Origin of the sequence: Actinoalloteichus caeruleus DSM 43889, from assembly GCF_000429185.2 — a bacterium.
Taxonomy (GTDB): Bacteria; Actinomycetota; Actinomycetes; order Mycobacteriales; family Pseudonocardiaceae; genus Actinoalloteichus_B; species Actinoalloteichus_B caeruleus.
Map to the genome: position 1 here is coordinate 1,386,812 of NZ_AUBJ02000001.1, position 24,841 is coordinate 1,411,652.

A 24,841-nucleotide genomic window follows, 5' to 3' on the forward strand; every position below is an offset into this window, starting at 1 on the left:
GTCACCCCTCACCGCCCTCGGCGACGAAACCGGCCTCCCGGAAACGCATCAACCCGTCCGGGTACACGCGGACACCGGCGAGGTCGGTGCTGTGCGCGGCGTAGAGCCGTTCCCGGTACAGGTAGATGATGTTGTTGAAGTCGCGCAGCCGAGGCACGAGTTCGGAGTACAGGTCCCGACGCCGCTCCGGATCGGTCTCCTCGGCGGCCTCGCGGATCAGCTCGTCGGTCTCCGGCGTGAAGTGGCCGCTGTAGTTGTTCGCGCCGCTGCGCACGTGGAACGACCCGATGTTGCCGTCGGGGTCCGGTCGACCGGACCAGCCGGAGATGTAGGTCTGGAAGTTCCCGGACTGGGCTTCGGCGATGCTGGCGGCGAACTCGGTGGGGCGGAGCCGGACCTGGAACCCGGCCTCGGCGGCCATCGCCTGGATGACCTGCCCGAGCCGCAGGGTGAGCGGTTCGTTGCTGATCATCAGTTCGACGGGGACGGGGGTCTGGACCCCCGCCTCGGCGAGCAGTTCCCTGGCCCGGTCCGGGTCGTGCTCCGGGCAGGCCTGCGTCTCCTCCGTGGCGAACTCGCTGGAGGGCGGGATGGGTCCGCAGGCGGGTTGGTGGAGCCCGCTGAACACGACCTCGTTGATGGTGTCGCGGTCCAACGACAGCGCCAGCGCCTGCCTCACCCTGGGGTCCTCGGCGAGCGGGCCCTCGACCTGGCCGGGTTCGGCGGTGTTGCCGTCGGTGTTCATCACGTTCACGCTCATGCCCATGTACTGGATGGAAGGCTGGTTGAGCAGTGTGAGGCCGTCCTCGTTGGACACCGCGGGCAGGTCGTCCGGGGAGACCTTCCACATCGCGTCGAGCTGGCCGGACCGCAGGTTCGCCAACCTGATGGTCGGGTCCGGGATGGGCCGGTAGACGATCCGGTCGAGGTTGACCAGGTCGGCGTCGTAGTAGTGCTCGCTGCGCTCCACGACGATCCGGTCCTGCGCCACCCGTTCGACGAAGTGGAAGGGTCCGACGCAGACGGGGGCCTGCCCGAAGTCCTCGCCGAGTTCGTCGAGGGCGGTCGGGGACAGGATCATGCCGGCGCGGTCGGCGAGCATCGAGGTGAGGGGAGCGTAGGGCCGGTGGAGCCGCAGCCGGACGGTGTCGGCGTCGACGACCTCGACGGAGCGGACGCTCTCCAGCTCGGTGGCCCGGCGGGACGCGGGCATCTCCCGGTGCCGGTCCAGGCTCCGCTTCACCGCGTGGGCGTCGAGTGCGGTGCCGTCGTTGAACAGCAGGTCGCGCCGCAGCGGGATGGTGACGTCGAGCCCGTCGTCGGAGATCTCGGGCAGGTCGGCCGCCAGTTGCGGGACGATCTCCAGGTTCTCCCCGACATCGTAGAGCTTCTCACAAACGCTCGTGTAGACCTGGCGACCGACGAGGGTGCTGGACAACGTGGGGTCGAGTGCGTCGGGGTCGGCGTCGAGCGCCACCGAGATCTCCCCGCCCTTCCGGACGGGCAGGTCGACTCCGCTGCGCTCCTCGTTGACGACCGTCTGCGGCTCGACCAGCGGAGCGCAGCCGCCGAGCACGAGTCCGGCCGTGGTGACGACCCCCAGGGTCCGCCATCGGCCGGGACGCCCGTTCGGGCTTGACCAGGGCACGCGCCCCTCACCTCACTTTCCGTTCCGTCGTTCGGCCCGTACCACCGGGGCGCCGGGGGCCACGGGCCGAACGTCCTGTCTGCCTGTTCTCCGGCGGTCAGCGCCCCACCGCGTAGCCCTGCATCCCCCGGGGGTTGCCACCGGCGAGCAGCACGCCGGTCTCCGGGTCCCGGGCCACGGCGCACAGCCGGCCCTCGGACCAGGGGCCGCCGACGGTGACGTCGTGGCCCCGTCGGCGGAGCTCGGCGATGGCCGCCTCACCGAGGCGGGACTCGACGGTGACGCTGCCGGGCCGCATCCCCCGGGGGTAGAAGGAGCTGGGGAAGCTGTCGGTGTGCCAGTTCGGGGCGTCGATGGCGCCCTGCAGGTCCAGCCCGCCCCGCACCGGCCGCCGCAGCGCGACTGCGAGGAAGAAGTGCAGGCTCCACTGGTCCTGCTGGTCGCCACCCGGCGTGCCGAAGGCCATGACCGGCACGTCGTCCCGCAGCGCGAGGGAGGGGGTGAGGGTGGTGCGGGGGCGCCGCCCGGGGGTCAGGGAGTTGGGCAGCCCGGGTTCGAGCCACGCCATCTGGAGCCGGGTCCCGAGTGGGAACCCGAGGCTGGGGACGACCGGGTTGGACTGGAGCCAGCCGCCGCTCGGCGTCGCGGCGACCATGTTGCCCCACCGGTCGACGACGTCGAGGTGGCAGGTGTCGCCCCTGGTGACGCCGGTGTCGGCGACGGTGGGTTCCCCCACGCCCGCTCCGGCGTCGCCGGCGGCGACGTCGGGCACCCCGGCGGCGACCTTGCGCACGTGTTCGCCGAGGACCGAACGTCGGCCGCCCGGGCTGCCGGGCCGCAGCTCGAACGAGGCGGTCTCCCCGACGAGGGCGCGGCGTTCGGCGTTGTACCCGGGCGAGAGGAGCTCGGCCAGGGGCACCTCCGCGGCATCCCCGTACCAGGCCTCGCGGTCGGCCATCGCGAGTTTGGTGCCCTCGACGAGCACGTGGTGGTAGTCGGGACCGTCATAGGTGAGGTCCTCGGGCAGCAGTGCCAGCTGCTGGAGGAAGGCGGGGCCCTGGCTCCAGGGACCGGCCTTGCACACGGTCCACCCGTTCCACTCGTGGGCGACGGGGTCCTCGTAGCCGACCTCGAAGGCGGCGAGGTCGGAGCCGGTCAGCGTCCCGCCGTGCCGTTCTCCGGAGCTGTCCATGGTGGGGGTGGCGGCCTGTTCGGCCAGCGCCTCGGCGATGAAGCCCTCCCGCCACACGCGGCGCGCCGCCTCGATCTGGGTTTCCCGCCCGGTGCCCGCCGCCTCCGATTCGGCCACCAGACGCCGCCAGGTCGACGCGAGGGCGGGGTTGCGCAGCAGTTCCCCGGGGCGGGGCGACCGTCCGCCCCGCAGGTAGACCTCCGCGGACGTCGTCCACTCGGTCTCGAAGAGCTCGCGGACCGTCTCGACGGTGGCGCCCACCCGGTCGACCGCGGGGTGGCCGTGCTCGGCGTAGCCGATCGCGTACTTCAGGACGTCGGCGAGGCTTCGGGTGCCGTGGTCCCGCAGCAGCACCATCCAGGCGTCGAAGGCGGCGGGCACGGCGGCCGCCAGGGGGCCCGTTCCCGGCACCAGGTCCAGCCCGAGGGACGTGTAGTGCTCGATGGTCGCGCCCTGGGGAGCGGGGCCCTGACCGGCGAGGACCTGGGGGCGCCCTCCGGCGGGCGCGAGGATGATCGGCACCTCACCCGCGGGGCCGTTGAGGTGTGGTTCGACGACGTGGAGCACGAAACCCGCCGCCACGGCGGCGTCGAAGGCGTTGCCGCCGTCCTCGAGCACGGCCATCGCGGAGGCCGAGGCGAGCCAGTGGGTCGAGGACACCATGCCGTGCGTGCCCTGCAGCGTCGGTCTCGTCGTGAACACCTGGTCGGCTCCTTCGTGGTGCGGGGGTGGGGGACGGCTGGTCCACCGGGTCGCGCGAACCCGTCCGGTCGGGGGCGGGGTCCGCGTCGTCGAGCATCGCCGGAACACCCCCGCCAAGAACAGGGGTGGGTTCGGGTGCCGCGGACGCCGGCGCCGGTGCCCGTCGGGTCGCGACGGCGTTGGTGCGCTGACGGCTCGGGTGGGGTGGCACCCGTCAGACGTCGTCGTCCGCCGTGTCGGACACCGTTCGCCTCCGGGTGGGCGGCGGGCGCGCCGTCCGGTCGGCGTCGCGGGCCACCGGAACCGTGCGCGGGGTCTCCGATCACGTGTTCCCACATCCCGTAGCGGACTCGACACCGACTGGATTGGTACATTGGTAGGACCAGTTGGCGAGCGAGCGTACTCCACTTCGGGGCGGTTCCGAAGAGCCAACAGCAGACGGATTACCGACCTGTCAGCGCTCTGTTACGGCGAGGTTGCGCCGCGCCGGGGGACGGTAGCGTCCGGCGCACCGGTCAACTCTGGGGGAGCGTGAGGATGGACTGGCACCGCCTGCGGCGCCCGAGCCTGTCGAGGCCGGACACCCTGGCCATCGACATCGAACGCCTGATCCTGACCGGAAGCCTCCGGCCGGGTGACCGGGTGCCGGCGGAGCGCGAACTGGCCGAGGCCCTGGGGGTGTCCCGGGGCTCGGTCCGCGAGGCGCTGCGGGACCTGGCCTCGCGGGGTCTGGTCGCGCGCCGGCCCGGTTCCGGCACCGTGGTCCTCGACCCGACGGCGAGCCGCTTCGGGGAGCTGCTGGCCTCCGGGCTTGACGCCGAGCGGATCGAACTGCTCCAGGTCATGGAGGTGCGGGCGTGCGTGGAGCCGCCGGTGGCGGCGCGGGCGGCGCTGCGGGCCACTCCGGCGAACGTGGCCCAGCTCGCGGGGCTGGTGGACGAGATGACGCGGGACCCCACGCCGACCGGGTTCGCCGATCTCGACCGCACCTTCCACCGGGCGATCGCCCAGTACACGCACAACCCGCTGCTGGTGCGGTTGCTGGACCGCGTGCACGAGATCACCGAGGCCAGCAGGGACGAGGCCCTCGTGTCGGCGGCGCGGCGCCGGTCCTCCATCGAGGAGCACCGGGAGATCCTGCGGGCGATCGAACGGCACGACCCGGAGGGGGCGAGTGCCGCCACCGCCGCCCACATCGACTCGGTGCTGCGGCGGATCACCGCCACCTCGGAGGACGCGGGCCCGGTTCCGTCCGGGTCCTGACCCGACCGGGGAGGTCGCGTCGGGGTGCCCGTTGGGCCGCTCGCCGACCCGGCCCACGAGCCGGGGAGGCATCCCCACTCGCCCCGGGCTGGTCCGGTCCGGGGAACGGGTGCGCTGGCGGTCGACCCTCCGCCGCGAGACGAGGGCCGGGTTCGGGCAGTGGTCGCTTCTCCGTGATCCCTGGTGGTGCGCGAGCACACACGGGGTTGATTTCACTAGACACTGAAGAGACAGGGATTATCGACCATTCGGGGGCGCGGTCGGCATTCGAGGTCACGCGCGGGACGTCCGGCCGGCCACCCGGTGGAACGCCGGATGCGGGCCGGGAACCCGCTCCCGGCGGTGTCCCCCGACTGGCGGCACCGGCCCCCGGATCCGGTCAGCGCACGCGGCGCTCGGCGAAGAACGAGACCAACTCGGCGTTGACCGCCTCCGGTCGCTCCAGGTACCCGTAGTGGCCGGAGTCGGCCAACTCGACGTACCGGGCGGCCGGAATGGCGTCGGCGACCTCCCGGCACAGGTGCGGCGGGAGGACGAGGTCGTCGGCGAAACCGATCACCAGCGTGGGCGTGGTGATCGACCGGTAGGCGGCCAGCCGGTCCGGGATGATGTCGAGGTCCAACTGCGCCCGGTAGCCCTTGGAGTGTTCGGCGGGCACCATCTCGAAGATGTCCAGCCAGTCCTGGCACTTCCGGTCGTCGTTCAGGGTCGCCGGTGAGAGCACCTGCATGGCGCGGATCGAGGCCGCGTAGCGGGCCGGCAGCTCGACTCCGCTGTCCACCTGCTCCCGTTCCGCCAGGGCCGCGAACCGCCGCATGACGTCGGTCCGGCCCCGGGTGGCCATCAGCACCGCCTGGCTGACCAGGTCCGCCCTGGTCACCAGGAGTTCCTGGACGACGTGGGCTCCCATCGAGGTGCCCACCAGCCGACAGGGCCCGAGCCCGAGGTGCTCGATGAGCCCGACCGTGTCGGCGACCAGGTCCTCGACGGTGAACCCGACCAGGTCGCGGGTGCTGGCCGAACTACCCCGGTTGTCGAAGGTGATGACCCGGTACCCCGCCGACACCAGGGCGGGCACCTGGTGCAGGTGCCAGGCCCGCCCGGTCGAACCGGACCCCATGACGAGCACGACGGGCTCGCCGTCTCCGACATCCTCGTACTGGACGCGGATGCCGTTGATGTCCGCGGTCGACATGCCCTACCCCTGTCTGTCGTGATCTGGTCGGCCGCCGCCTCCGGTGGCGGCGGCGACGGCGGCCCGTCGGCCCGCCCGGTCCGGGCGTTGTCAGCCCACCAGGGCGTCGGTGACCGCGAGGGCCTCGTCGAGGGCCTTGAGCCCCAGCGCCAGCTCCTCCTCGCTGATCACCAGCGGAGGGGCGAGGTGCAGCCTGTTCATGTTCACGAAGGGCCAGACCCCGTTCGCCCGCATGGCCGCGGCCAGCTGGTTCATCGGGGCCGCGTCGGCGCCGCTGGCGTTGAACGGCACCAGGGGTTCCCGGGTGTCCCTGTCCCGCACCAGCTCCACCGCCCAGAACAGGCCCCGCCCACGCACGTGCCCGACGGAGGGGTGGCGCTCGGCGAGCTCCCGCAGCGCCGGTTCCACGACCTCCGAACCCAGGCGCCGCACCCGGCGCAGCAGGTCGGTCTCCTCGAACACCTGGATGGAGGCGACCCCGGCGGCGCAGGCGAGTGGATGGCCCGAGTAGGTCAGTCCGCCCGGGTAGGCCCGGTCGGTGAACGTGTCCGCGATCCGCCGTGAGATGACCACGCCACCCAGTGGGACGTAACCGGAATTGACCCCCTTGGCGAAGGTGATCAGGTCCGGGGTGACGTCCCAGGCGTCCACCGCGAACCACTCCCCGACCCGGCCGAACCCGACCATCACCTCGTCGGAGATGAGCAGGATGCCGTGCCGGTCGCAGAGTTCCCGCACTCCCGCCAGGTACCCCGGCGGGGGGACGAGCACGCCGTTGGTGCCCACGACCGGTTCGAGCAGGACGGCGGCCACCGTGTCCGGTCCCTCGAACTGGATGACCTCGGCGAGGTGGCGCAGCGCGCGGTCGCTCTCCTCCTCCTCGGTGGTGGCGTGGAACGCGGACCGGTAGAGGTGCGGGCCGAAGAAGCGCGCGACGCCGGGCACACCGGGCTCGTTCGCCCACCGCCTCGGGTCCCCGGTCAACGTGATGGAGCCGGCGGTCGCCCCGTGGTAGGAGCGGTAGGCCGAGAGGACCTTGTGGCGCCCGGTGTGCAGCCTGGCCATCCGCACCGCGTGCTCGACGGCCTCCGTGCCACCGTTGGTGAAGAACACCGCGTCGAGGTCCCCCGGCGCGCGTTCGACGATGAGTCGGGCCAGGGTGGACCGCGTCTCGTTGCCGAACTGCGGCGCGACGGTGCAGAGCCGCTCGGCCTGGTCGCGGATGGCGGCCACGACCCTGGGATGTTGGTGGCCGAGGTTCACGTTGACCAGTTGGGAGGCGAGGTCCAGGTACCGGTTCCCGTCGTGGTCCCAGAACCAGCACCCCTCGCCGCCGGCGATGGGCAACGGGTTCACCGACCCCTGCGCCGACCAGGAGTGGAAGACGTGGTCGCGCTCGGCGGCGGAGATCTCGGCGGCGTCGCTCATGCCCTTGCGGCCCCTTCTCGCGGTGTCCGTGGAGGTCGGTCCCGAGGTGACCGACGGGTCACCCCGGGACCGACTCCCAGTGTGCCCCGGAGCCCGGTCGTCCCGTTCGGGAGGCCGAGGGCGGACCCGGAGGCCCCGCGCCCGGGAGGGCGCGGGCGTACGCCGAGCCGGGGTGGATGGTGCCGTCCCGGCACTGGCCCGGTCCGGGACCGCCGGGGCGGACCCGGCCGTCCCCCGGTGAACCCCCGTCCGGACCTCGTCAGTCGCCGGAGCTCCCGGCCCCCTCCATCTCACGGACGAGGCTCCTGGGGCGCATGTCAGTCCAGTTCTCCTCGATGTAGTCGAGGCAGGACTGCCGGTCGGTCTCGGTCACCACGACGGTCCAGCCACCCGGCACCTCCGCGAACGACGGCCAGAGGGAGTACTGGCCCTCGTCGTTGATGAGCACCAGGTAGGTCGCGTCCGGATCTTCGAACGGATTGGTCATCAGCGTTCCTCCGTCGTCCGTGCCGAGCAGTGCGATCACCCACCGGCCATCGGCTCGCGGGCCGGCCGGGAGGTCGTGTTCGGCGTCCTGTTCGTCCTCTCGAACTGCCAGCCGCGAAACGGCGGTCTCCCGGAACAACGGGTCGTCCGGTGTCGAACACGCCGATTCGCCCTGTCCCCCGTTCCGCGTGCCATTCAATTCGAGGACGATGTGGAGCGTCAAGGACTTTCGCCTCATGTTGGGAACGCTGGTCACGGCGCGAGTCCGCCGGCGAGTCGTCGGCACGGTGGAGCTCCTGACGCCCTTGGTCGGCTGGCCTGCGGGCACGTCCGCGTGCTCCCCGGGAGAGGTCCGCCGCTCCCTCCGTTGTCCCCGGGCTCAGGGCTGGTGGCTTCGCCCGGCCGCAGGACGTCACGGTCGACCGGGATGCCGGAGGTCGACTGGGACGTCGGGATCGGCAGCCCTGGTGGGCCTGGCGGGGAAGCGGCCCGCCGGGAACGGCGCCCTCGTGCTCGAACGGCCCGGGGGTGCCTGCCTGGGGCGTTGGATCCGGAGCACCCGGCTGGGAGGGCACGATCTCGGGCCGGCACCGACACGGCGCCGGCCAGGTAGAGCGGTCGTGTCACCGGCAACGGCCCACCAGAGGGGCGGGCGCCGGCGGGCCGCTGCCCCATCGCACCCGCAAGGGGGGCCGGGCCCTCCGAGAAGGAGGTTTCACGGACACCTGAAGGTCCTCGTCCGGCCCGGACTGCGTTGTTAGCGTCCTTCGCAGTTTCGCCAGCCGAGGGCGATCAGGAGTGGACGAGGACGACGATGGACGGTTATCCGCGATCGAGAACACGTCGAACGAGCAGGTCGGCTCCCGCCAGCGCGCCGAGGGGAACAATGACTGGTGGATCGTTTCCCGTGGTCTGGGAAAGCTCCTGAACGAGATCCGCTCGCGGTGAGAAGGATCGTTTCCCTGGGCCGTTCGGACCGGTCACGGATTCCGGGTCGCGGCGTGGGGAGCCCGTGCCGCGTGGTCGGTCCGCCGGCCAGACGCTGGTGACACCCAGGGGCCGCCCGCCGCCCGCCGCCCGCCGCCCGCCAGACGAGCTGATCGGACCTGGTGTCCCGGACTCCCGCGCCCACCGAGAGCTCGCGGGCCGGGACGCCGCCCCACGCGCCTTCCCGCGTCCGGCCGTGCCGTCCGGAACCGCCCGCGCGCCGCCACCCGTCGCGGCGCCTCCGTGCTGGGAGACCGATGAACCACCGAACGACGACTCCGGCCGCCGCGGCGCCGTTCGACGTCGCCCACGTGCCTCCGGCCGACCGGCTCACCACGGCCGTCCGGACCGACCGCATGCGCCACCCGGGGTTCGGCCGGGTCCTCACCGAGCACATGGTGACGATCCGGTGGACCGAGGATGCCGGCTGGCACGAGGCGCGCCTGCGCCCGTACCAAGCCCTGGAGTTCGACCCGGCGACCGTCGGCATCCATTACGGCCAGATCGTGTTCGAAGGACTGAAGGCGTACTCCCTCGCGGACGGCCGGGTCGGGATCTTCCGTCCCGACGCGGCGGCCAGGCGTCTCCAGCGGTCGGCGACTCGGCTCGCGATGCCCGAGATGCCGACGGCGCTGTTCACCTCCGCCGTGACCGAGCTCGTTCGGGCCGACCGGGCCTGGGTGCCGGCAGAGGTCGGCAAAAGCCTCTACCTGCGCCCCGTCCTGATGGCCACCGAGGCCGACCTGGACCTGCGTCCGGCCCGCGAGTACCTGTTCCTGCTGATCGCCTTCGTCACCGACAACTTCTTCCCGGGTGAACTCCGCCCGAGGACCGTCTGGGTCTGCGAGGACCACGTCCGGGCGGCGCCGGGTGGCACCGGTGAGGCCAAGACCCCGGGGAACTACGCGGCGAGTCTGCTCGCCCAGGAGCAGGCGAGGGAGCGGGGCTGTGACCAGGTCGTGTGGCTGGACGCGGTCGAGCGCCGCTGGGTCGAGGAGATGGGTGGGATGAACCTGTTCTTCGCCGTGGGCCCCGAGGAGGCGCCGCGTCTGCTGACCCCACCGCTGCGCGGCACGATCCTGCCGCGAGTGACCCGCGACTCCCTGATCACGATCGCCTCGGATCTCGGGTGGTCGACATCCGAGGAACCGATCAGCGTGGAGCAGTGGCGGAGGTGGGCGGATGGTGGCTCGCTGCGGGAGGTGTTCGCCTGCGGAACGGCGGCGGTGGTGACTCCCGTCGGGACGGTCCGGTCGGCGGCCGGCGACTGGACCGTGAACGGGGGTCGGGCGGGGCCGCTCGCCGCCCGCCTGCGGACCGCGCTGCTCGACGTCCAACACGGGCTGGTCCCCGACCGGCATGGCTGGATGGTCCCGGTCGGTTGACCGCCGCCTCCCGCGCTCCCGCCGGCATCCACTGCCGGCCCGACCCGATCGTTCCCACGACGGCCTGGGAGTTCCCCGGCCATGCCCCGGTTCAGCCTGTGAGAGGACACGAGAGATGACCGTCACTGACGAGGTACCGACCACCGTCGCGGTGGGCCCCCGGGAGGCGGCGGCCGACGCGGCGGGCGCCGCCGCGCTGCTGGAGATCGGGGACCGCCTCGGTCTGCTCCCCCACATCGACCAGGGGCAGAGCGTGACCGCCGCGAGGCTGGCGGCCGAGGCGGACCTCCCCGAGGAGGGCGTCGCCAACTACCTGGAGGCGATGTCCTCGGCCGGCATCATGGTCGACTCCCCCGATGGGGAGGGGGGCCTGCGGGTGGCCGATGACTTCGACCAGATCCAGTACGAGTCGGGCTACCTGTCGTGGGCGATGAACGCGAACCGCCCGTTCGTGAACAACGCCGTGGAGTTCCTGCGCGCTCCCCTGGACTCGAGGGCGAAGTACCCCAGGGACGGCCGCCAGGTGGCGGTGTCCTCGGAGTGGATGGGTTCGAAGGGGTTCTACCCGGTCGCCCTCCAGACGATCCTCGACGCCCGTCCCTCCCGGGTGGTCGACCTGGGCGCCGGCACCGCCCGACTGCTGATCGAGGTCATGCTCCAGCTCCCGGAGACCACGGCGGTGGCCCTGGACCTGGACGGCCCGTCCTGCGAGGAGGCGGTCCTGGCGGCCGAGCGCGCTGGTGTGGCCGACCGGCTCACCGTCATCGAGGCACCGATCCAGTCGGTCGCCGAGGACCCCACGCCGGTGCTGGGGGCTGACGTGGTGCACGCGGGCTTCGTCTTCCACGACATGATGCCCGACGAGGAGCATGTCGCCGACGCCGTGCTCGCCAACTGCCGGGAGGGCCTGCGGCCTGGCGGCATGATGGCGATCACCGACGCGGTGCCGTACGTGAAGAACATCCGGGAACGGCGGTTCAGCGCGATCGTGAGCTACTACCACAAGCAGTTCATGCGCCGCCGTCTCCTCAGCGAGGAGGAGTGGACCGCCAAGTTGTCCGGTGCCGGCTTCTCGTCGGTGGAGTGCGTGCCACACCGCTTCCCGACCGGCCGGCTGTTCCGGGCCACCAAGGCCTAGGCCCGGTGCCCCCGTCGCGGCGGGGCGGCGCACCGGCCGTCGTCGGGGCACCGCCCCGCTCGGCGTCGTCGACGTCCCCGCTGTCGACCGGCGCGGCCGGAGCGGCGGACCCGAGGGTCCACGTGGGATTGGACGCTCCCCGTTCATCAACGCTTCCCGACGTCCTGGCGGCATTCCCCGGTTGACGTCGCGTCGATCCAGCGATTGCCGGCCGGCCCCGGTCGTCGCTCGTGGGGCGGCCGCCCGCGAGCGGGTCGTCCCGTCGGGTTCACGACGGCCTGGCCCACCCCGTTTCCACCCACCGTTGGTCCATGATGGCGCGTCCCTGACGTCCAGCGCGTCGACAGCGCTCACCCACCTGCGGGTACATGCTCGCGTCACCGCGATTTCAACCTCGGTCCAGATCACCGCGGGTACGTTGCGTCGGCGGCCCACGCCCGGGTTCGCACACGCCTCGCAGGAAGCGCTGTTGGCCGATGCGCAGACCATTCGACAACGACGACACGTTCGCCCTCTCCCCCGTCGACGACCGGGATCGGCACCGCCCGTGGGCACGGCTCGGCGGGGTGCGTGTCAGGAGGCGCTGGTACCGCACCGAGGGTTCTCGGCTCGTCGTGACCGAGTGGTCGCGCACACGGACGGCGGGAGGGCTGGTGCCACTGGGCGAGGGCGCGCGACGCGATGTCGGCCAGGGCGGTGGGGGGCGTGGCCGCGCGCGCCACCACCACGGGTGGGTCGAGGGCGCGCCGCCGACCGTGCGCCGGTCCTCCGCACCGCCACCACGGTCGTCCCGTCGGCGCCGGGAGCGCGGGACACCGTGGTGGGAGCACACGGCGTCGGACGGGGTCGGTCCCGTCCTCCCACTGTCGGAAGAGGACGTGCGGAGCTCCCGGCCGGCCCTGTCCGTTGCTCCGCTCCGGTGTCCTCGACGGATGGGACGGCCCGGGGGCAGCCCGCCGTCCCCCGCATCTCGCGCGTCGAGGACCGATCGGGGCACCACCGGATCGACCGCGCACTCGGTCCTGGCTCGACCACCTCGCGCCCGGATCCGCGACGCGCCGCACCCGCGTGAGCGGACCCGCCGGTCGCTGACGAACGCCTGACGCGCGATCCACGTCCCGTGGCCGTCCTGTTCCGCGACGGCGTGTCGTCCGCGCCTCCCAGCCAGCCCAGCCGGTGCCGACGCACGTCGGGGGTCGGCGGCTCCCGCTGGCCCGAACGCGAGGGCGCGGGCGCCATGGACCCGCCGCGCCGCTCCACCGCCGTCCCCGGACGGACGGCACAGGAACACCCACTCCGACAACGGAAGGACACGCAGATGCTCAGGAGCGTCGTGATCGTGGGCGGGGGAACCGCGGGTTGGATGTCGGCGGCCTACCTCAAGGCCGCCTTCGCCGACCGCATCGAGGTCACCGTCGTCGAGTCACCCCGAGTCAGCACGATCGGGGTCGGCGAGGCGACGTTCAGCACGGTCCAACAGTTCTTCGACTACCTGGGACTCCGGGAAAGCGACTGGATGCCCAGGTGCAACGCGACCTACAAGCTGGGCATCCGTTTCGAGAACTGGCGGGCGAAGGGCCACCACTTCTACCACCCGTTCGAACGGCTGCGGGTGGTGGACGGTTTCCCCCTCAGCGACTGGTGGCTCCACGAGCCGGCCTCGGATCGCTTCGACAAGGACGTCTTCCTCGTCTCGTCCCTCGCGGACGCGAAGAAGTCCCCCCGGTTCCTGGACCACCGCCTGTTCGAACCGGAGCTGGACCTGGAGTCCGGTGGGCGGATGTACCGCACGACGCTGTCCGAGCAGAGCACGCAGTTCCCCTACGCCTACCACTTCGACGCGGCACTGCTCGCGGACTTCCTCACCGAGTACGGCACCGACCGGGGCGTGCACCACGTCGTGGACCACGTCGAGGAGGTGGTGCTGGACGACCGGGGCTGGATCAGCCACGTCCGGACCAGGGAACACGGGGACGTGCGCGGTGACCTGTTCCTCGACTGCACGGGCTTCCGCGGCCTCCTGCTCGGCAAGGCCCTGGGTGAGCCCTTCGAGTCCTACCAGGACACCCTGCCCAACGACAGCGCGGTGGCTCTCCGCGTTCCGGTGGACGTGGAGACGAAGGGCCTGCGGCCCTGCACGACCGCCACCGCGATGGACGCGGGGTGGATCTGGACGATCCCCCTGTTCGACCGCATCGGGACGGGGTACGTCTACGCCAGCGACTACTGCTCCCCGGAGGATGCGGAGCGTGCCCTGCGCGAGTTCGTCGGGCCGGAGGCCGACGGGCTGGAGGCGAACCACATCCGGATGCGGATCGGCCGAAGCCGCGACTCGTGGGTCAACAACTGCGTGGCGGTGGGCCTGTCCAGCGGCTTCGTCGAGCCGCTGGAGTCGACGGGGATCTTCTTCATCCAGAACAACATCGAGAACCTGGTCAAGCACTTCCCGGACCAGCGGTGGTCCCCCCAGCTGCGGACGTCGTTCAACCGGGCCGTGAACCACGCGATGGACGGTGTTCGGGAGTTCCTGGTACTCCACTACCGGGCGGCCGCGCGGGCCGACAACGAGTACTGGCGGGACGCCAAGACGCGCGTCATCCCGGACGGGCTCGGGGAACGGCTCGAGCAGTGGCGGACCAAGCTTCCCGACGCGGAGAGCATCTACCCCCACTACCACGGTTTCGAGGCCTACTCCTACGTCTCGATGTTGATGGGGCTCGGGGGCATCCCGCTGGCCGCTCCCCCCGCACTGGCGCACATGGACGACACCTCGGCACGCGAGGAGATGCGGCTCATCCAGCACCAGGCCAAGGATCTGGTGGGGCGGCTGCCCAGCCAGTACGAGTACTTCGCCCAGTCGCACTGAACCGTGCCGGCGGAGGACGGGACCGTCGCGAAGCCGAAGGGGAGCGTGGTGTGACCGACGTGCCAGCGCTGCCAGCTGGTCCTCCCCCCGTGCCCTGGCCACGAGGGGAGGGCCGCGACGGGTTCGGCGTGCTGATGCCCGGGCTGCCCGCCGGAGTCGGGGCGGTCACCTCCGGTTCCCGCGATGCTCCGGTGCTGATGACGTGGGCGTCCCGCGCGCGGCGACTCCCAGACCCGCCGGTGTCGCTGGCGTGCCTCCCCGCCGCGAACCCGTCCCCGGCCGTCGCGCTCCGGCGCGGTGCCTTCGCGGTGCGCGCCGCGCCGGTGGCGGTCTGGCCGGTGGCGGAGCCGTCCTCCTCGGCGGTGTCCGGACCACCTCCCCCGAATTCCGGTGGCGGACGGGTCCTGGAGTGGCTGGGCCGCGCCGGGTGGGCGCGGCTCCGCTGGTCGACCGCTGGATGCGTGACGCGCACGGGCTCGGTGGCCACGAGGTCGTGCTCGGCGAGGTGGTCACCGCGCAGGGCACCGGGGCAGCGCCCACGGGGCGTCGCGTCGGACGCGGCGCGCCCGGTCACCGTCGGCTCCCCCCGCGCGACGCGCCCACGCCGGCCGTCCACAGCGGACGGGGTCGCTGGCCCCCACCGGTGTGGAGCGCTCGCCTTGGCCGACCCGCCGGCCCGGCGCGGGACGTGCGACCCGCCGGGACCCGATGACCCGCGATTCCGCTCCCGACCACTGGAGACGTGTTGATGACAGTCTGGGATCCGATCCTTGGGGTGCTGCACGTGGTGGGGGCCCTGGCCGCGGTGCTGCTGTTGGCCGTGCTCGGCCGCCGGCTGGCGGTGCTGCTCCGCCAGCCGAGCGTCATCGGCGAGATCGCGGCGGGCCTGCTGGTCGTTCCGCTGATCGGGGCGGTGGCCGGGGAGGACACCGTCAGCCTCGTGCTCCCGGCGCCGGTGGTGGAGGTGCTGCACCTCGTCGGCACGGTCGGGCTGGTCCTGTTCCTGGTCAGCATCGTCCACGAGCTGGGAAGGAAGGACGGCGGGCTGCGCGCCCGCTCGGTCGGGTGGGTCACCGTGGGTTCGCTGGTACCGGCGTTGGGAAGCGGGTTGTTGCTGGGGTGGTGGGTGTTGTCCACCGGTGACACGGAGCTGCGCGGCGACGCGCCCCGCCCGGCCTTCCTCCTGTTCGTCGCCATCGCGATGGCGGTGACGGCGGTACCGGTGTTGGCCCGCATCCTGGTGGACCGGAGGTTGAACGGAACTCCGGTGGGTGACCTCGCGATGTCGGCCGCCGTGGCGACGGACATGGTGGCGTGGGTTCTCCTCGCCGTCGCCATCGGGCTGACCGCCGGAGGGGTGGGCGGGGCGCTGGTGTCGATGCTCGTCATGGCGGTGGGGATCCCCACCGCTCTGGGGTGTCGAGCTCTGCTGCGGTCGGGCGGGGCGTCCGCGTGGGCGTCGAGGTTCGTCCGGAGCACCTCGCTCCTCCTTGCCCTGGCCGCCCTGGGTACGGCGGTGCTGTTGGAACACTGGGGGCTCACGGCCGTGGTCGGTGCCTTCCTCGTTGGCCTCGCGGTTCCCGGCGGCGGTGCCCTCGGGGGGTGGGACGGCCCCGTGGGGCGGCTGGCGACCGTGGGGAGGGCGTTGGTCCCGGTGTTCTTCGTCGTCGCGGGTCTGGACCTCTTCAGCGGCCCGAGCAGCGGCTTCCCCCTGGGCACGACGGTGCTCGCGGTCGTGCTCGGGATCCTGGGCAAGGTCGGCGGGGGCTACCTGGGGGCCCGGCTGGCCCGGCTGCCCAGGGGTGAGGCGGCCACCTTCGCGGTGCTGATGAACACGCGGGGGCTCACCGAGATCGTGGTGCTCCAGGCCGGCTACGCGGCCGGTATCCTCTCGGCCGGCCTGTTCCTGGTGCTCGTGGCGATGGCCCTGGTGACGACCGCGATGACCGGGCCGCTGTTGTCCCTCCTCGCCAGCAGGCGGCGACCCGCCGAACCGGCCACGGTGTAGCGCTCGCCTCGGCGATGGAACGTGGCGCGGTGGCGGCATCCGTCGCCGGGGATGCGGTTGGTGGCCGGGGTGGCGGCGTCAGAGGCGGGCGCTCACCGGCGGTGTCGGGTCGGCCGCGGCCTGGCCGAAGGCTCGCTGCACCTGGGAACAGCGCTCGATCACCTCGGACCGGCTCAGCCCGAGCACTTCGGCCTCGGCGAGCAGGGTGCGCAGCCGACGGTGCCAGTCCTCCACGAAGCGGGGGGCGGCGGATCCGGATCGGCGGTCCCGGCGGACGACGGCCCCGCTCCCCCGGTTGATCCGGATGACTCCTTCTCGGCGCAGCAGGTCGTAGGCCTTGCCCACCGTGTGGAAGTTGATGGCGAGGTCGCCAGCGAGCTTCCTCGTGGATGGCAGAACCGTCCCCTCAGCGAGGCGGCCGTCGGCGACGGCCTCCACCAGTCGGTCCCGAATCTGCTGGTAGATCGGAATTTCGCTGTCGAGGTCGAGATTGAGGCGCACCCACGCCATCCTAGCTGGTATACATCAACTAGAACACAAGATCAGCTGGGGGTGGATGGCGCGGTGGGGCGACCGGTAGCGGCCGAGGGAGCACCGGCGTCCTCGCGGACCCGCCCGGGCCAGGGCCGGTCACGCGCGCGGACGGCGGAGGAGCGATCGGCCCGCCCCGACGGGCCACCCAGCTGCCACCTGACTCTGCGGTACCTCCACGCGCGTCGCCCGTCGGGGGTGGGACGGGCCGTGCCAGCACTTCCAGGCACATCGGGAGGGCGCGCCACGCGGGCGCGCCGTCGGGAAAGGGGACGAGCATGGCTTCCGTGACCGTGTCGGACGACGAGGTCGTCGTCAGGTTCAACGCCGCCGAGGTCCCGCTGGTGGCCCGGCGCGTGGTGACGATCCCGCTCTCCGCCATCAGGGACGTCACCGTCGTCGAGAAGTCCCTGTCCACCAAGGGTGCGCGCCGCGCGGGGATGTTCGTCACCGGGGTGATGAAGGTCGGCATGTGGGGAACCGGGACCGGGATCCAGCAACTCGTCTCGGTCCGCCGGGGCACCCCTGCGCTGCGGATCATCCTGGACAAGTACGACGCCGGGCTGCGGATCGACGAGGTGATGGTCAGCACCCCCGACGCCCCCTCGGTCGCGGGTGACATCACACGTCGACGGGCGACGTCCCGGTGAGCGGGGACGGCGGCGGGGTCCGGGTCGAGGTGCGCGACCTGACCAAAAGGTTCGGCTCCGTCACGGCGGTCAACGGCCTGAGCTTCACCGTCGAACCAGGGGTGGTCACCGGATTCCTCGGCCCGAACGGGGCCGGGAAGACGACCACCATGAGGATGATCCTCGGCCTGGTCACCCCGACCTCGGGCACCGCGACCATCGGCGGCCGCCCCTACGCGGACCTGCCGCACCCTTCCCGCACCGTCGGCGCGGTCCTCGACTCGTCCAGTTTCCACCCGGGCCACGTCGCCCGCGACCACCTCGCCGTGTACTGCCGGATGGGCGGCTACCCGCTCGACCGCGTCGACGAGGTCATCCACCAGCTGGGCATCGGCGAGTTCGCCGACAGGAGGACGCGGGGCTTCTCCACGGGCATGCGGCAGCGGTTGAACCTGGCCACGGCGCTCCTCGGGGACGCGCGAGTGCTGTTGCTGGACGAGCCCAGCAACGGGCTCGACCCGGAGGGGATCGCCTGGTTGCGCTCCTTCCTGAAGGGCCTCGCCGACCAGGGGCGCACCGTCCTGGTGTCGAGCCACGTGCTCAGCGAGGTCGAGCAGGTCGTGGACGAGGTCGTCGTGGTGCGCCGGGGGGAACTGGTGGCCTCCGGGACCATGGCCGAACTGTCCTCGGCCGCGACGGCGGCCGTCGTCGTCCGCTCACCGGACGACGAACGCCTTGCCGAGACGTTGCGCGCCGAGTCCGTCCAGGGGACGCGCGCCACCTCGGTCGAGCGGCTCGAAGCCGGCACGATCCGCGTCGAGGGACTCACCACCGCCCAGATCGCGGACCTCGCCGCCGACCACCGGCTCCGGGTGCACGAGTTGACGCCGGAACGATCCACCCTCGAACAGGTCTTCCTACGACTGACCTCGGACCCCAGGGAGAGTGTCCGGTGAACCGGTTGATCAGCGCGGAGGCGACGCGTCTGCTGTCCTCGCGGCTCTGGCTCGGAGCACTCATCGGCGCCCTGGTCTGCGGCGGCGCCCTGATCGGCGGATTGACCCTGTTGGGGCCGGAGAACTTTGATCCTCCGATGCCGGGGCTGGACACCGAGGAGGGGGTCCGCGGCCTCCTCGGCATGCTGTCCTTCACCGTGTTCGTGCCGGCAGCGCTCGGCACGCTCGCCGTGACCTCCGAGTACCGGCACCGCACCATCTCCTTCACCTTCCTGTTCGAACCCCGTCGGTGGCGGGTCCTGGTGGCGAAGCTGATCACCTTCGCGGTCGCCGGGCTCTGCTACGGCGCGATCGTGGCGGGCACGGCCGGGGCGGCGCTGTACGGCGGGGCGGCGGCACGGGACATCACCCTCGGGCTCCCGGGTGCGACGGTGGCGGAGCTGCTGGTTCGCGTGGCGTTGGCGATGGCCGCGTTCATGGTCATCGGAGTCGGGTTCGGCGCGCTCATCCGCAACCAGATCGCGGCGTTGGCCGCCGTGGTCGGCTACCTCTACATGGTGGAGCTGGTGCTGCTGGCGGTGCCCGGCATCAACGCCGCCTACCCCTACCTCCCGGGTGGGGCGACGGCGTCGCTGACCGGGTTCACCTACCTCGCCGACGCCATCGCCGAGCAGACCAGCGGCTCGTCCAGCACCCTGCTGTCCGCGCCGCTGGGCGCGCTCGTGCTCGCCGGCTACGCGATCGTCGCGGCCGCCCTCGCGGTCGCGGTGCCGCTGCGGCGGGACGTCACGTGACGGGCTGACCGGCGGGCTTCAGGAAGTCCAGGTCCGCCACGGTCAGCTTGGTCAGGTCGGAGGTCGAGGCGTCCGAGGTGACCGCCAACCGGGAAGCCTGCCGGTCCACCATGTGCTCGAAGGTCTTGCGGGCGGTGCGACCGTTGCCGAAGGTGGCGTCCTTGGGCAGCACCTCGAAGTAGTCGCGGAGCACCACCGCCGCGTCGTGGTCGAGCTGGTAGTCGTGCCGTTCGCACTGCTGGCGGATGATCGTGACCATCTCGTCGGCGTCGTAGTTCTCGAACTCGATGGTGCGGGTGAACCGGGACTCCAGCCCCGGGTTGGAGGCGAGGAACTCCCGCATCTCCTTCGAGTAGCCGGCGACGATGACGACGACCTCGCTGCGGTGGTCCTCCATCAGCTTCACGATGGTGTCGATGGCCTCGCGGCCGAAGTCCGGGCCGGTTCCGCCGCTCTGCGCGCTGAGGGTGTAGGCCTCGTCGATGAAGAGGACGCCGCCCAGCGCCTTGGTGAACGCCTCGGTCGTCTTGATCGCGGTGCCACCGATGATCTGGGCGACCAGGTCGGCCCTGGCGACCTCGACGAGGTGCCCCGAGGTGAGCACGCCGAGTTCGGCGAGGATCGCGCCGTAGAGCCGGCCCACCGTGGTCTTGCCGGTTCCCGGGGCACCGGCGAAGACGAGGTGGCGGCTCATCGGGGGAACCGAGAGGCCCGCCTCCTGCCGGCGTTTCGCCATCCGGTTCAGGTTGACCAGGCCGGTCACGTCCCGCTTGACGCCTTCCAGGCCGACCAGGCCGTGGAGTTCGGCGAGGGGAGCGCTGAGGCTGTCACCCCCGTTCCCGTTGGCGGTCTCGGCGTGGGCCGGCTGGCTGGCTGCCCCCGGTGCGGGGGCGGCGGCCGCGCCGCCCTCTCCCGCGGTCAGGTAGGCGTCGGGGAACCCGTTGCGCTCGCTGGTCAGCGAGGTGACCGTGAGCCGCGCGTCGGCCAACAACCGGCGGAGCCCGGCTCCGGTGTTGCCCCGGGTGACGCAGTCCCGGACCGTGACGGGCTCGGCGGTCTGGACGTGGACGCCGTCGCTGCCGTTGTCGGTGAACTCGCAGCCGGTCAGTTCCGCGCTGCCCTCGGCGGTGACCTGCACCCCGTGGCCGCCGCTGCCCCGGCTCCGGGAGCCGCTCATCACCACCCGGCCGCCCTTGCCGACGAACACGCCGTCCCCACCGGACCCGTAGACGTCGCAGCCCGTGAACGCGGCGGTGCCGCCCTTGGTGACGGCCAGCCCCGACGTCCTGGCGCCCTGGACGCTGCCGCCGTCGACACCGACCTTCGCGTTCTCCGCGACCAGGACGGCGGCGGCGCCGCAGCGTTCGACCTCCATGCGGGTGAGTTCGGCGGTGGCGCCCTCGACCACCTCGACGGCGTTGCCGCCGGAGTCGCGCACTCGCAGCCGGGTCAGGCTCGCCGTGGTCCCCTCGGCGTGCACGCCGACCCCGGCACCGGCCGGGGTGGACACCACCAGTTCCTCCGCGTCCAGGGTGGAGCCGTCGGTGAGCAGCACCCCGGCGCCGCCCACGTCGGTGATGACGCAGCCCCGCACGGTCAGGGTCGACTGGCCGGCGGCGCGGAGGCCGTGCTCCCGGGCGTTGGACACCCGGAACTGGCTGAGCGTGGCGGTGGTGCGCTGGGAGACGAGCAGGCCCTCGGCCGTCCGCTCGGCCTGGCAGTCGTCCACGCTGACGGAGCCGGTGGTCGCCAGGTAGAAGCCGACGCCCTCCGACTCGCGGACGGTGACCCGGCGCAGGTCCGCGCTGGCCCCCTCCTCGACGGCGACCGCCGGTTTGGCCGCGCCGGCGATCACGGTGTCGCTGACGGCGACGCTCGCGTCACCGTTGAGGCAGATCCCGTTGCCGGCGACCCTGGCGATGTGGCACCCGGACACGGAGAGCCGCCCGCGTTGGGCGACGACGACGGCCGAGGTGCCCAGGTCCTCGAAACGGCACTGGCGCAGTTGGCTGCGCACGGATGCGGTGATGACGACACCGGCGCCACCGGGGTTGGTCACCCGGCTGTCCGCCAGGTTCACGGCGCCGCGTTCGTGCGCGACCAGGGCGGCCCAGCCCTGGGCGCTGATCTCGCATTCCGTGATGGTGCTCCGCCCTTCCTGGCTGATGAGGGCGGGGGCCTCCTGGTCGGTGGAGCGGACGGTGAGGCCGGAGAGGGTGACCGGGGCGAGCAGGTTCAGCGGTGTTCCCGTCTCGGAGAGGATCTCGACCGTGCCGGGGCCGTCCTCCGCCGTGATCGTCACCTGCCGGGTGACGACCAGTGCCTCCGTGTACCGGCCGGGGCCGACGCTGATGACGGCGCCGTCGGGCGCGGTGGCCAGGGCACCGGCGAGCGACCGGTGCTGTCCGGGCTCGACCGCCGAGACACTGATGAGCTGCCCGGTCATGTGGGTACTGCCTCTCCAAGCCGTGGTGTGGACGGGTGGTCGGTGCGGGGGTCGGGGCCGCCGGACAGGCGGCCCTCGATCCTGGCCGCCGCCAGTTCGGTACGGGAGCGGCACCCCGTGCGGGAGAACAACCTGGTCAGCCGGCTCTCCACGGTCTTCTCGCTGACGCCGACGGTCACCGCGATCTGCCGGTTGGTCCGCCCGTCGCTCACGAGGTCGATGATGCGCAGCTCGAGGTCGGAGAAGTCGGGGCGGCGGGCGCGGACCCGGACCGGCGACAGACCCATGCCCCGCATCAGTTCGACCAGGTGGCCCCGGCCGCCGTCGCCGTGCAGCCGCTCGCACACCTGGTGGAACTCCCGCAGCCACCGACGTTGGTCGGGCGCGGCGCCCGCCTTGATGAGCAGGGCCCGAGCCACCGACGGCTGGTCGCCCCGTGCCCGCGCCATCCGCAGGCCCTCGTCGAGGGCCGCCACGTCCCCCTCCACCAGGCCGCGCATCAGCAGCACCGACTGCCTGCTCCCGGGCGAGCCGACCTCGTCGTCGAGCCGTTCCAGCTCGGCGAGCCCGCGCCGGGCACCGTCCTCGTCGCCCTGGCGACTGGCCTGGTCCGTCAGCCGGGTGAGCAACGGGGCCAACGCCAGGTATCCAGCCCGCCGGTGGCGGTGGTAGTTCTGCCACCCGACGACGTCGGCGGCCACGGTGTCCCCGGTCCGGTGCAGCAGACCACACCGGACCCAGGCCAGGTAGTGGCCGCAGACCGTCGTGGCGGGGATCCGTTCCAGCCAGGCCCAGGCCCGGTCGAACTCGCCGCGTTCCGAGCACATCTCGGCGGCGAACACGCGGACGAGGTGCAGGGGTGGGGTGTCCTCGCCGTCCGCGGCCGCCTCCAGGCTCCTCGCCAGTGACAGCGCGGCGTCCCACTCGCCTGACCAGTAGTGGGAGAGGAGCAGTTGGTAGCCGGGCAGCGGTCCGTCGACCGGCGGCGCGTACCGGTCGCCGAGGACCAGGCCGAAGGCCGTGGTGTAGTCGACGAGGAGGGCGGAGTCCCGCAGGTGGTCCCGGGTCGGCACGTCCTGACCGTCCGCTCCCCTGTCCTCCCGCAGGCGACCCCACGCCCATTCGAAGGAACGGCGGTCGCCGGCCAGCGCGGTGGTCAAGGCCATCGCCTCCAGGCCGGTGATGACGAGCTCCCCGGTCCCGTGGTCCCCGGCGAGTTCCCCGCTGGTGCGCAGGGCCCGCCGTTCGACCTCGACGGCGGCCTGGAGCCGTCCACGCAGCATCAGCGCGCAGGACCGGGCGATGCGCGGCCCCCAGGACGTGTCACCCCACACCTCCTCCAGGAGGGACAACACCTCGTCCACGTCGTCGACGCGCTGCTGCTGCATGGCGGCGAAGAGCCACCGGATCGAGATGTCGAACAGGTCGTCGGCCCCGCCGGAGGCGCCCGGCCGCGCCACCCGGTCGCCGCTCCCGGTGCTGGCCCCCACCAGGCCGCGCAGCAGGGGCAGCGCGGCCCGGGTGGTGGAGGACACGGCGTCGTAGTGCCCCAGTCCGAACTGGAGGCGGGTCACCCACCGGAAGACGTGCCACCACCGGGGGTCGGTGGCGGTGAGCCGGCGCAGGGCGGCCGCGTACCACGTCATCGCCGACAGCGGTTGGCTGTTCCGCCGGGAGTCGGCCTCGGTCACCAGCAGGTCGGCCGCGTCGGGCCACGGTAGCGCCGGGCCGGCCGCGGCGACGTGGTCCGCCAGTCGCGCCCGGTCGACGGCGATGCCACGGCGGGACCGGCGGCGGAGGACCTCCGCGAAGGACCGGTGCCGTTCGCGGGCGGCCTCGGGTCCGCCGCGCCAGCGCAGCGTCGCCGCGAGCGCCGGCACGGGGAAGGCCAGCCGTCCCGCCGCGTCCAACCGGAGCACACCGTCGCCGACGAGACGGTCCAGCGCGTGCCCGGCCGAGTCGAGGTCCGTACCGATGACCTCGCTGATCACCGGCAGGTCGTCCACCCGGAGTCCGGGAACGGTGGCCACGGTGGCGGCCAGCGCCTCGGCGTCCGCGCCGGCGGCGCGGACGCGGGTGGTCAGTTCGTGGTCCTCGTCGAGGCGGATGGTCTCCTCGGGCCGCACCAGGCAGAGGTGGTCGTCGATCATCCGCAGTCGCCCACCCTCGGCGAGGGAACGGACGGTGGTCAGCACGGTCCCCGGGTTGCCGTAGAGCCCGCCCAGCGCGGTGCGCAGCGCACCCTCCAGGCCGGGGTCGACGGCGACCTGGTCCACGGGCAGCGCGCGGGCCAGCAGTTGGTGGGCGTCCTCCCCGTCCAGCGGCTCGACGTCGAGGATGTCGTCGGCGGTGGCCACGAGCTGGTGGAGGAAGGAACATCCGGCGCTTCGGAGGCCGGTGGTGACGACGACGGCGCACCCGGCGGCCCTGGCGTTCTGGAGGAGGAGGGCGAAGGCGGGCCTGGTGACGGAACTCACCCGGTGCGCGTCGTCGACCACCAGCACGGTCCGCTGGATCGCGACGAGTCGGCTCAGCGCGACACTGATCGTGTGGACCAGCGCCAACAGCTGGGGCTCCGTCGAATGGCGGAGTCGGTCCCGCATCCGCGCGGCCGCCGCTACCCGCTCCGCGAACTCGGGGTCTGTGACATGATCCAGCTGGTCACGTAGGGATTCGATCACGAGGTCCAAGGTGAGCGGCTGGCTGGGCTGGGCTGTGTCGACCGTGAGCACACGTGCCCCCTGTCTCGTCCACACCCGACGGGCGGTCTCGACGAGGGTGGTCTTCCCGGCGCCGGTGTCGCCACGGAGCAGCAGCGACGAGCCGAAGTTCTCGGCGGTGTCCACCAGCGCGGTGAGGACCTGGAGGTGGTGCCTTCTTCCGATCACGGTCGCGACTCTCCGACCCATAAGCCTTCTCTCACCAATCACCTCGATCGTCTCCGGTGATGGGCTTCGCGCGGGCTGCCGGGCCAACGCGGCCATCTACCACCACCCGTTCCTAGCGCACCATTCCTCCTTCAGGGGATGGGGGGCTCCCCTCGCCCCTAATTCGAGGGATCTCCTCCGCATGTCCGTTTTCGTCGTCCGGCGGACGGCCGAACGGCCGTCCCCCTCCGTCCGGAGCGCACCGTGGCGCTTCCCGCTGTCGTGTCACCGCAGGGCGACGCGCTCGACCGCCAGGAAAG

17 protein-coding genes are annotated in these 24,841 nt (G+C 72.4%); 9 read left to right on the forward strand and 8 right to left on the reverse strand.

Going from position 1 to position 24,841, the window contains the following annotated elements:
• Position 1: 1 nt before the first annotated feature.
• The gene (locus tag G443_RS04675; protein WP_026420328.1) at positions 2 to 1,648 is read right to left on the reverse strand and encodes an ABC transporter substrate-binding protein; all 1,647 of its coding nucleotides are present in this window, start codon (positions 1,646 to 1,648) and stop codon (positions 2 to 4) included.
• A gap of 97 nt (positions 1,649 to 1,745) precedes the next feature.
• A complete protein-coding gene (locus tag G443_RS04680; RefSeq protein ID WP_026420327.1) occupies positions 1,746 to 3,542 on the reverse strand; it encodes a gamma-glutamyltransferase family protein in 1,797 nt (598 codons plus the stop codon).
• Between the two features lie 537 nt (positions 3,543 to 4,079).
• On the opposite strand from G443_RS04680, the gene G443_RS04685 reads away from it, so the two are divergent.
• Complete coding sequence (locus tag G443_RS04685; RefSeq protein ID WP_026420326.1) at positions 4,080 to 4,805, forward strand: FadR/GntR family transcriptional regulator; 726 nt, start codon at positions 4,080 to 4,082, stop codon at positions 4,803 to 4,805.
• 379 nt (positions 4,806 to 5,184) lie between these two features.
• Here G443_RS04685 and G443_RS04690 read toward each other — a convergent pair whose 3' ends face one another.
• From G443_RS04690 to G443_RS04700, 3 genes are all read right to left on the reverse strand, one after another.
• On the reverse strand, positions 5,185 to 6,000 hold the full coding sequence (locus G443_RS04690) for an alpha/beta fold hydrolase (protein WP_026420325.1): 816 nt from the start codon (positions 5,998 to 6,000) through the stop codon (positions 5,185 to 5,187).
• A gap of 90 nt (positions 6,001 to 6,090) precedes the next feature.
• Complete coding sequence (locus tag G443_RS04695; protein ID WP_026420324.1) at positions 6,091 to 7,428, reverse strand: aspartate aminotransferase family protein; 1,338 nt, start codon at positions 7,426 to 7,428, stop codon at positions 6,091 to 6,093.
• 259 nt (positions 7,429 to 7,687) lie between these two features.
• Positions 7,688 to 7,915 (reverse strand): MbtH family protein, encoded by a 228-nt coding sequence (locus tag G443_RS04700; protein WP_026420323.1) that lies wholly within the window; start codon positions 7,913 to 7,915, stop codon positions 7,688 to 7,690.
• Positions 7,916 to 8,712: 797 nt separating this feature from the next.
• Here G443_RS04700 and G443_RS04705 point away from each other — a divergent pair.
• The 5 genes from G443_RS04705 to G443_RS04725 all read left to right on the forward strand — a co-directional run bounded on the left by G443_RS04705 (position 8,713) and on the right by G443_RS04725 (position 16,298).
• Positions 8,713 to 8,862 (forward strand): hypothetical protein, encoded by a 150-nt coding sequence (locus G443_RS04705; RefSeq protein ID WP_155886255.1) that lies wholly within the window; start codon positions 8,713 to 8,715, stop codon positions 8,860 to 8,862.
• A 296-nt stretch (positions 8,863 to 9,158) separates the two neighbouring features.
• Positions 9,159 to 10,286, forward strand: a complete 1,128-nt coding sequence (locus G443_RS04710) for a branched-chain amino acid aminotransferase (RefSeq protein WP_051314311.1) — start codon at positions 9,159 to 9,161, stop codon at positions 10,284 to 10,286.
• Positions 10,287 to 10,401: 115 nt separating this feature from the next.
• Positions 10,402 to 11,424: a class I SAM-dependent methyltransferase gene (locus tag G443_RS04715; RefSeq protein WP_035292908.1), complete on the forward strand. Its 1,023-nt coding sequence runs from the start codon at positions 10,402 to 10,404 to the stop codon at positions 11,422 to 11,424.
• Positions 11,425 to 12,742: 1,318 nt separating this feature from the next.
• Positions 12,743 to 14,290, forward strand: a complete 1,548-nt coding sequence (locus G443_RS04720; RefSeq protein WP_026420321.1) for a tryptophan halogenase family protein — start codon at positions 12,743 to 12,745, stop codon at positions 14,288 to 14,290.
• A 748-nt stretch (positions 14,291 to 15,038) separates the two neighbouring features.
• Positions 15,039 to 16,298 (forward strand): cation:proton antiporter, encoded by a 1,260-nt coding sequence (locus G443_RS04725; RefSeq protein ID WP_051314310.1) that lies wholly within the window; start codon positions 15,039 to 15,041, stop codon positions 16,296 to 16,298.
• 78 nt (positions 16,299 to 16,376) lie between these two features.
• Here G443_RS04725 and G443_RS04730 read toward each other — a convergent pair whose 3' ends face one another.
• Positions 16,377 to 16,799: a GntR family transcriptional regulator gene (locus tag G443_RS04730; RefSeq protein ID WP_026420319.1), complete on the reverse strand. Its 423-nt coding sequence runs from the start codon at positions 16,797 to 16,799 to the stop codon at positions 16,377 to 16,379.
• Positions 16,800 to 17,107: 308 nt separating this feature from the next.
• On the opposite strand from G443_RS04730, the gene G443_RS04735 reads away from it, so the two are divergent.
• From G443_RS04735 to G443_RS04745, 3 genes are read left to right on the forward strand one after another with little or no spacing between them, the layout of a single operon-like run.
• Entirely contained in the window at positions 17,108 to 17,479 is a 372-nt protein-coding gene (locus G443_RS04735; RefSeq protein WP_026420318.1) for a hypothetical protein, read from the forward strand.
• Positions 17,476 to 18,414: an ABC transporter ATP-binding protein gene (locus tag G443_RS04740; RefSeq protein ID WP_026420317.1), complete on the forward strand. Its 939-nt coding sequence runs from the start codon at positions 17,476 to 17,478 to the stop codon at positions 18,412 to 18,414. The genes G443_RS04735 and G443_RS04740 overlap by 4 nt, the downstream gene beginning before the upstream one ends.
• Positions 18,411 to 19,208, forward strand: a complete 798-nt coding sequence (locus tag G443_RS04745; RefSeq protein ID WP_026420316.1) for an ABC transporter permease — start codon at positions 18,411 to 18,413, stop codon at positions 19,206 to 19,208. Before G443_RS04740 ends, G443_RS04745 begins: the two co-directional genes overlap by 4 nt.
• On the opposite strand, the gene G443_RS04750 is transcribed toward G443_RS04745, so the two are convergent.
• Both G443_RS04750 and G443_RS04755 read right to left on the reverse strand, forming a co-directional pair.
• Positions 19,201 to 21,654 carry a right-handed parallel beta-helix repeat-containing protein gene (locus G443_RS04750; protein WP_026420315.1) on the reverse strand — a complete coding sequence of 818 codons (2,454 nt, stop codon included), beginning with the start codon at positions 21,652 to 21,654 and terminating at the stop codon, positions 19,201 to 19,203. The two genes, G443_RS04745 and G443_RS04750, sit on opposite strands and share 8 nt — an antisense overlap.
• Positions 21,651 to 24,542, reverse strand: a complete 2,892-nt coding sequence (locus G443_RS04755; RefSeq protein ID WP_162147333.1) for a helix-turn-helix transcriptional regulator — start codon at positions 24,540 to 24,542, stop codon at positions 21,651 to 21,653. Before G443_RS04755 ends, G443_RS04750 begins: the two co-directional genes overlap by 4 nt.
• Positions 24,543 to 24,841: the final 299 nt, after the last annotated feature.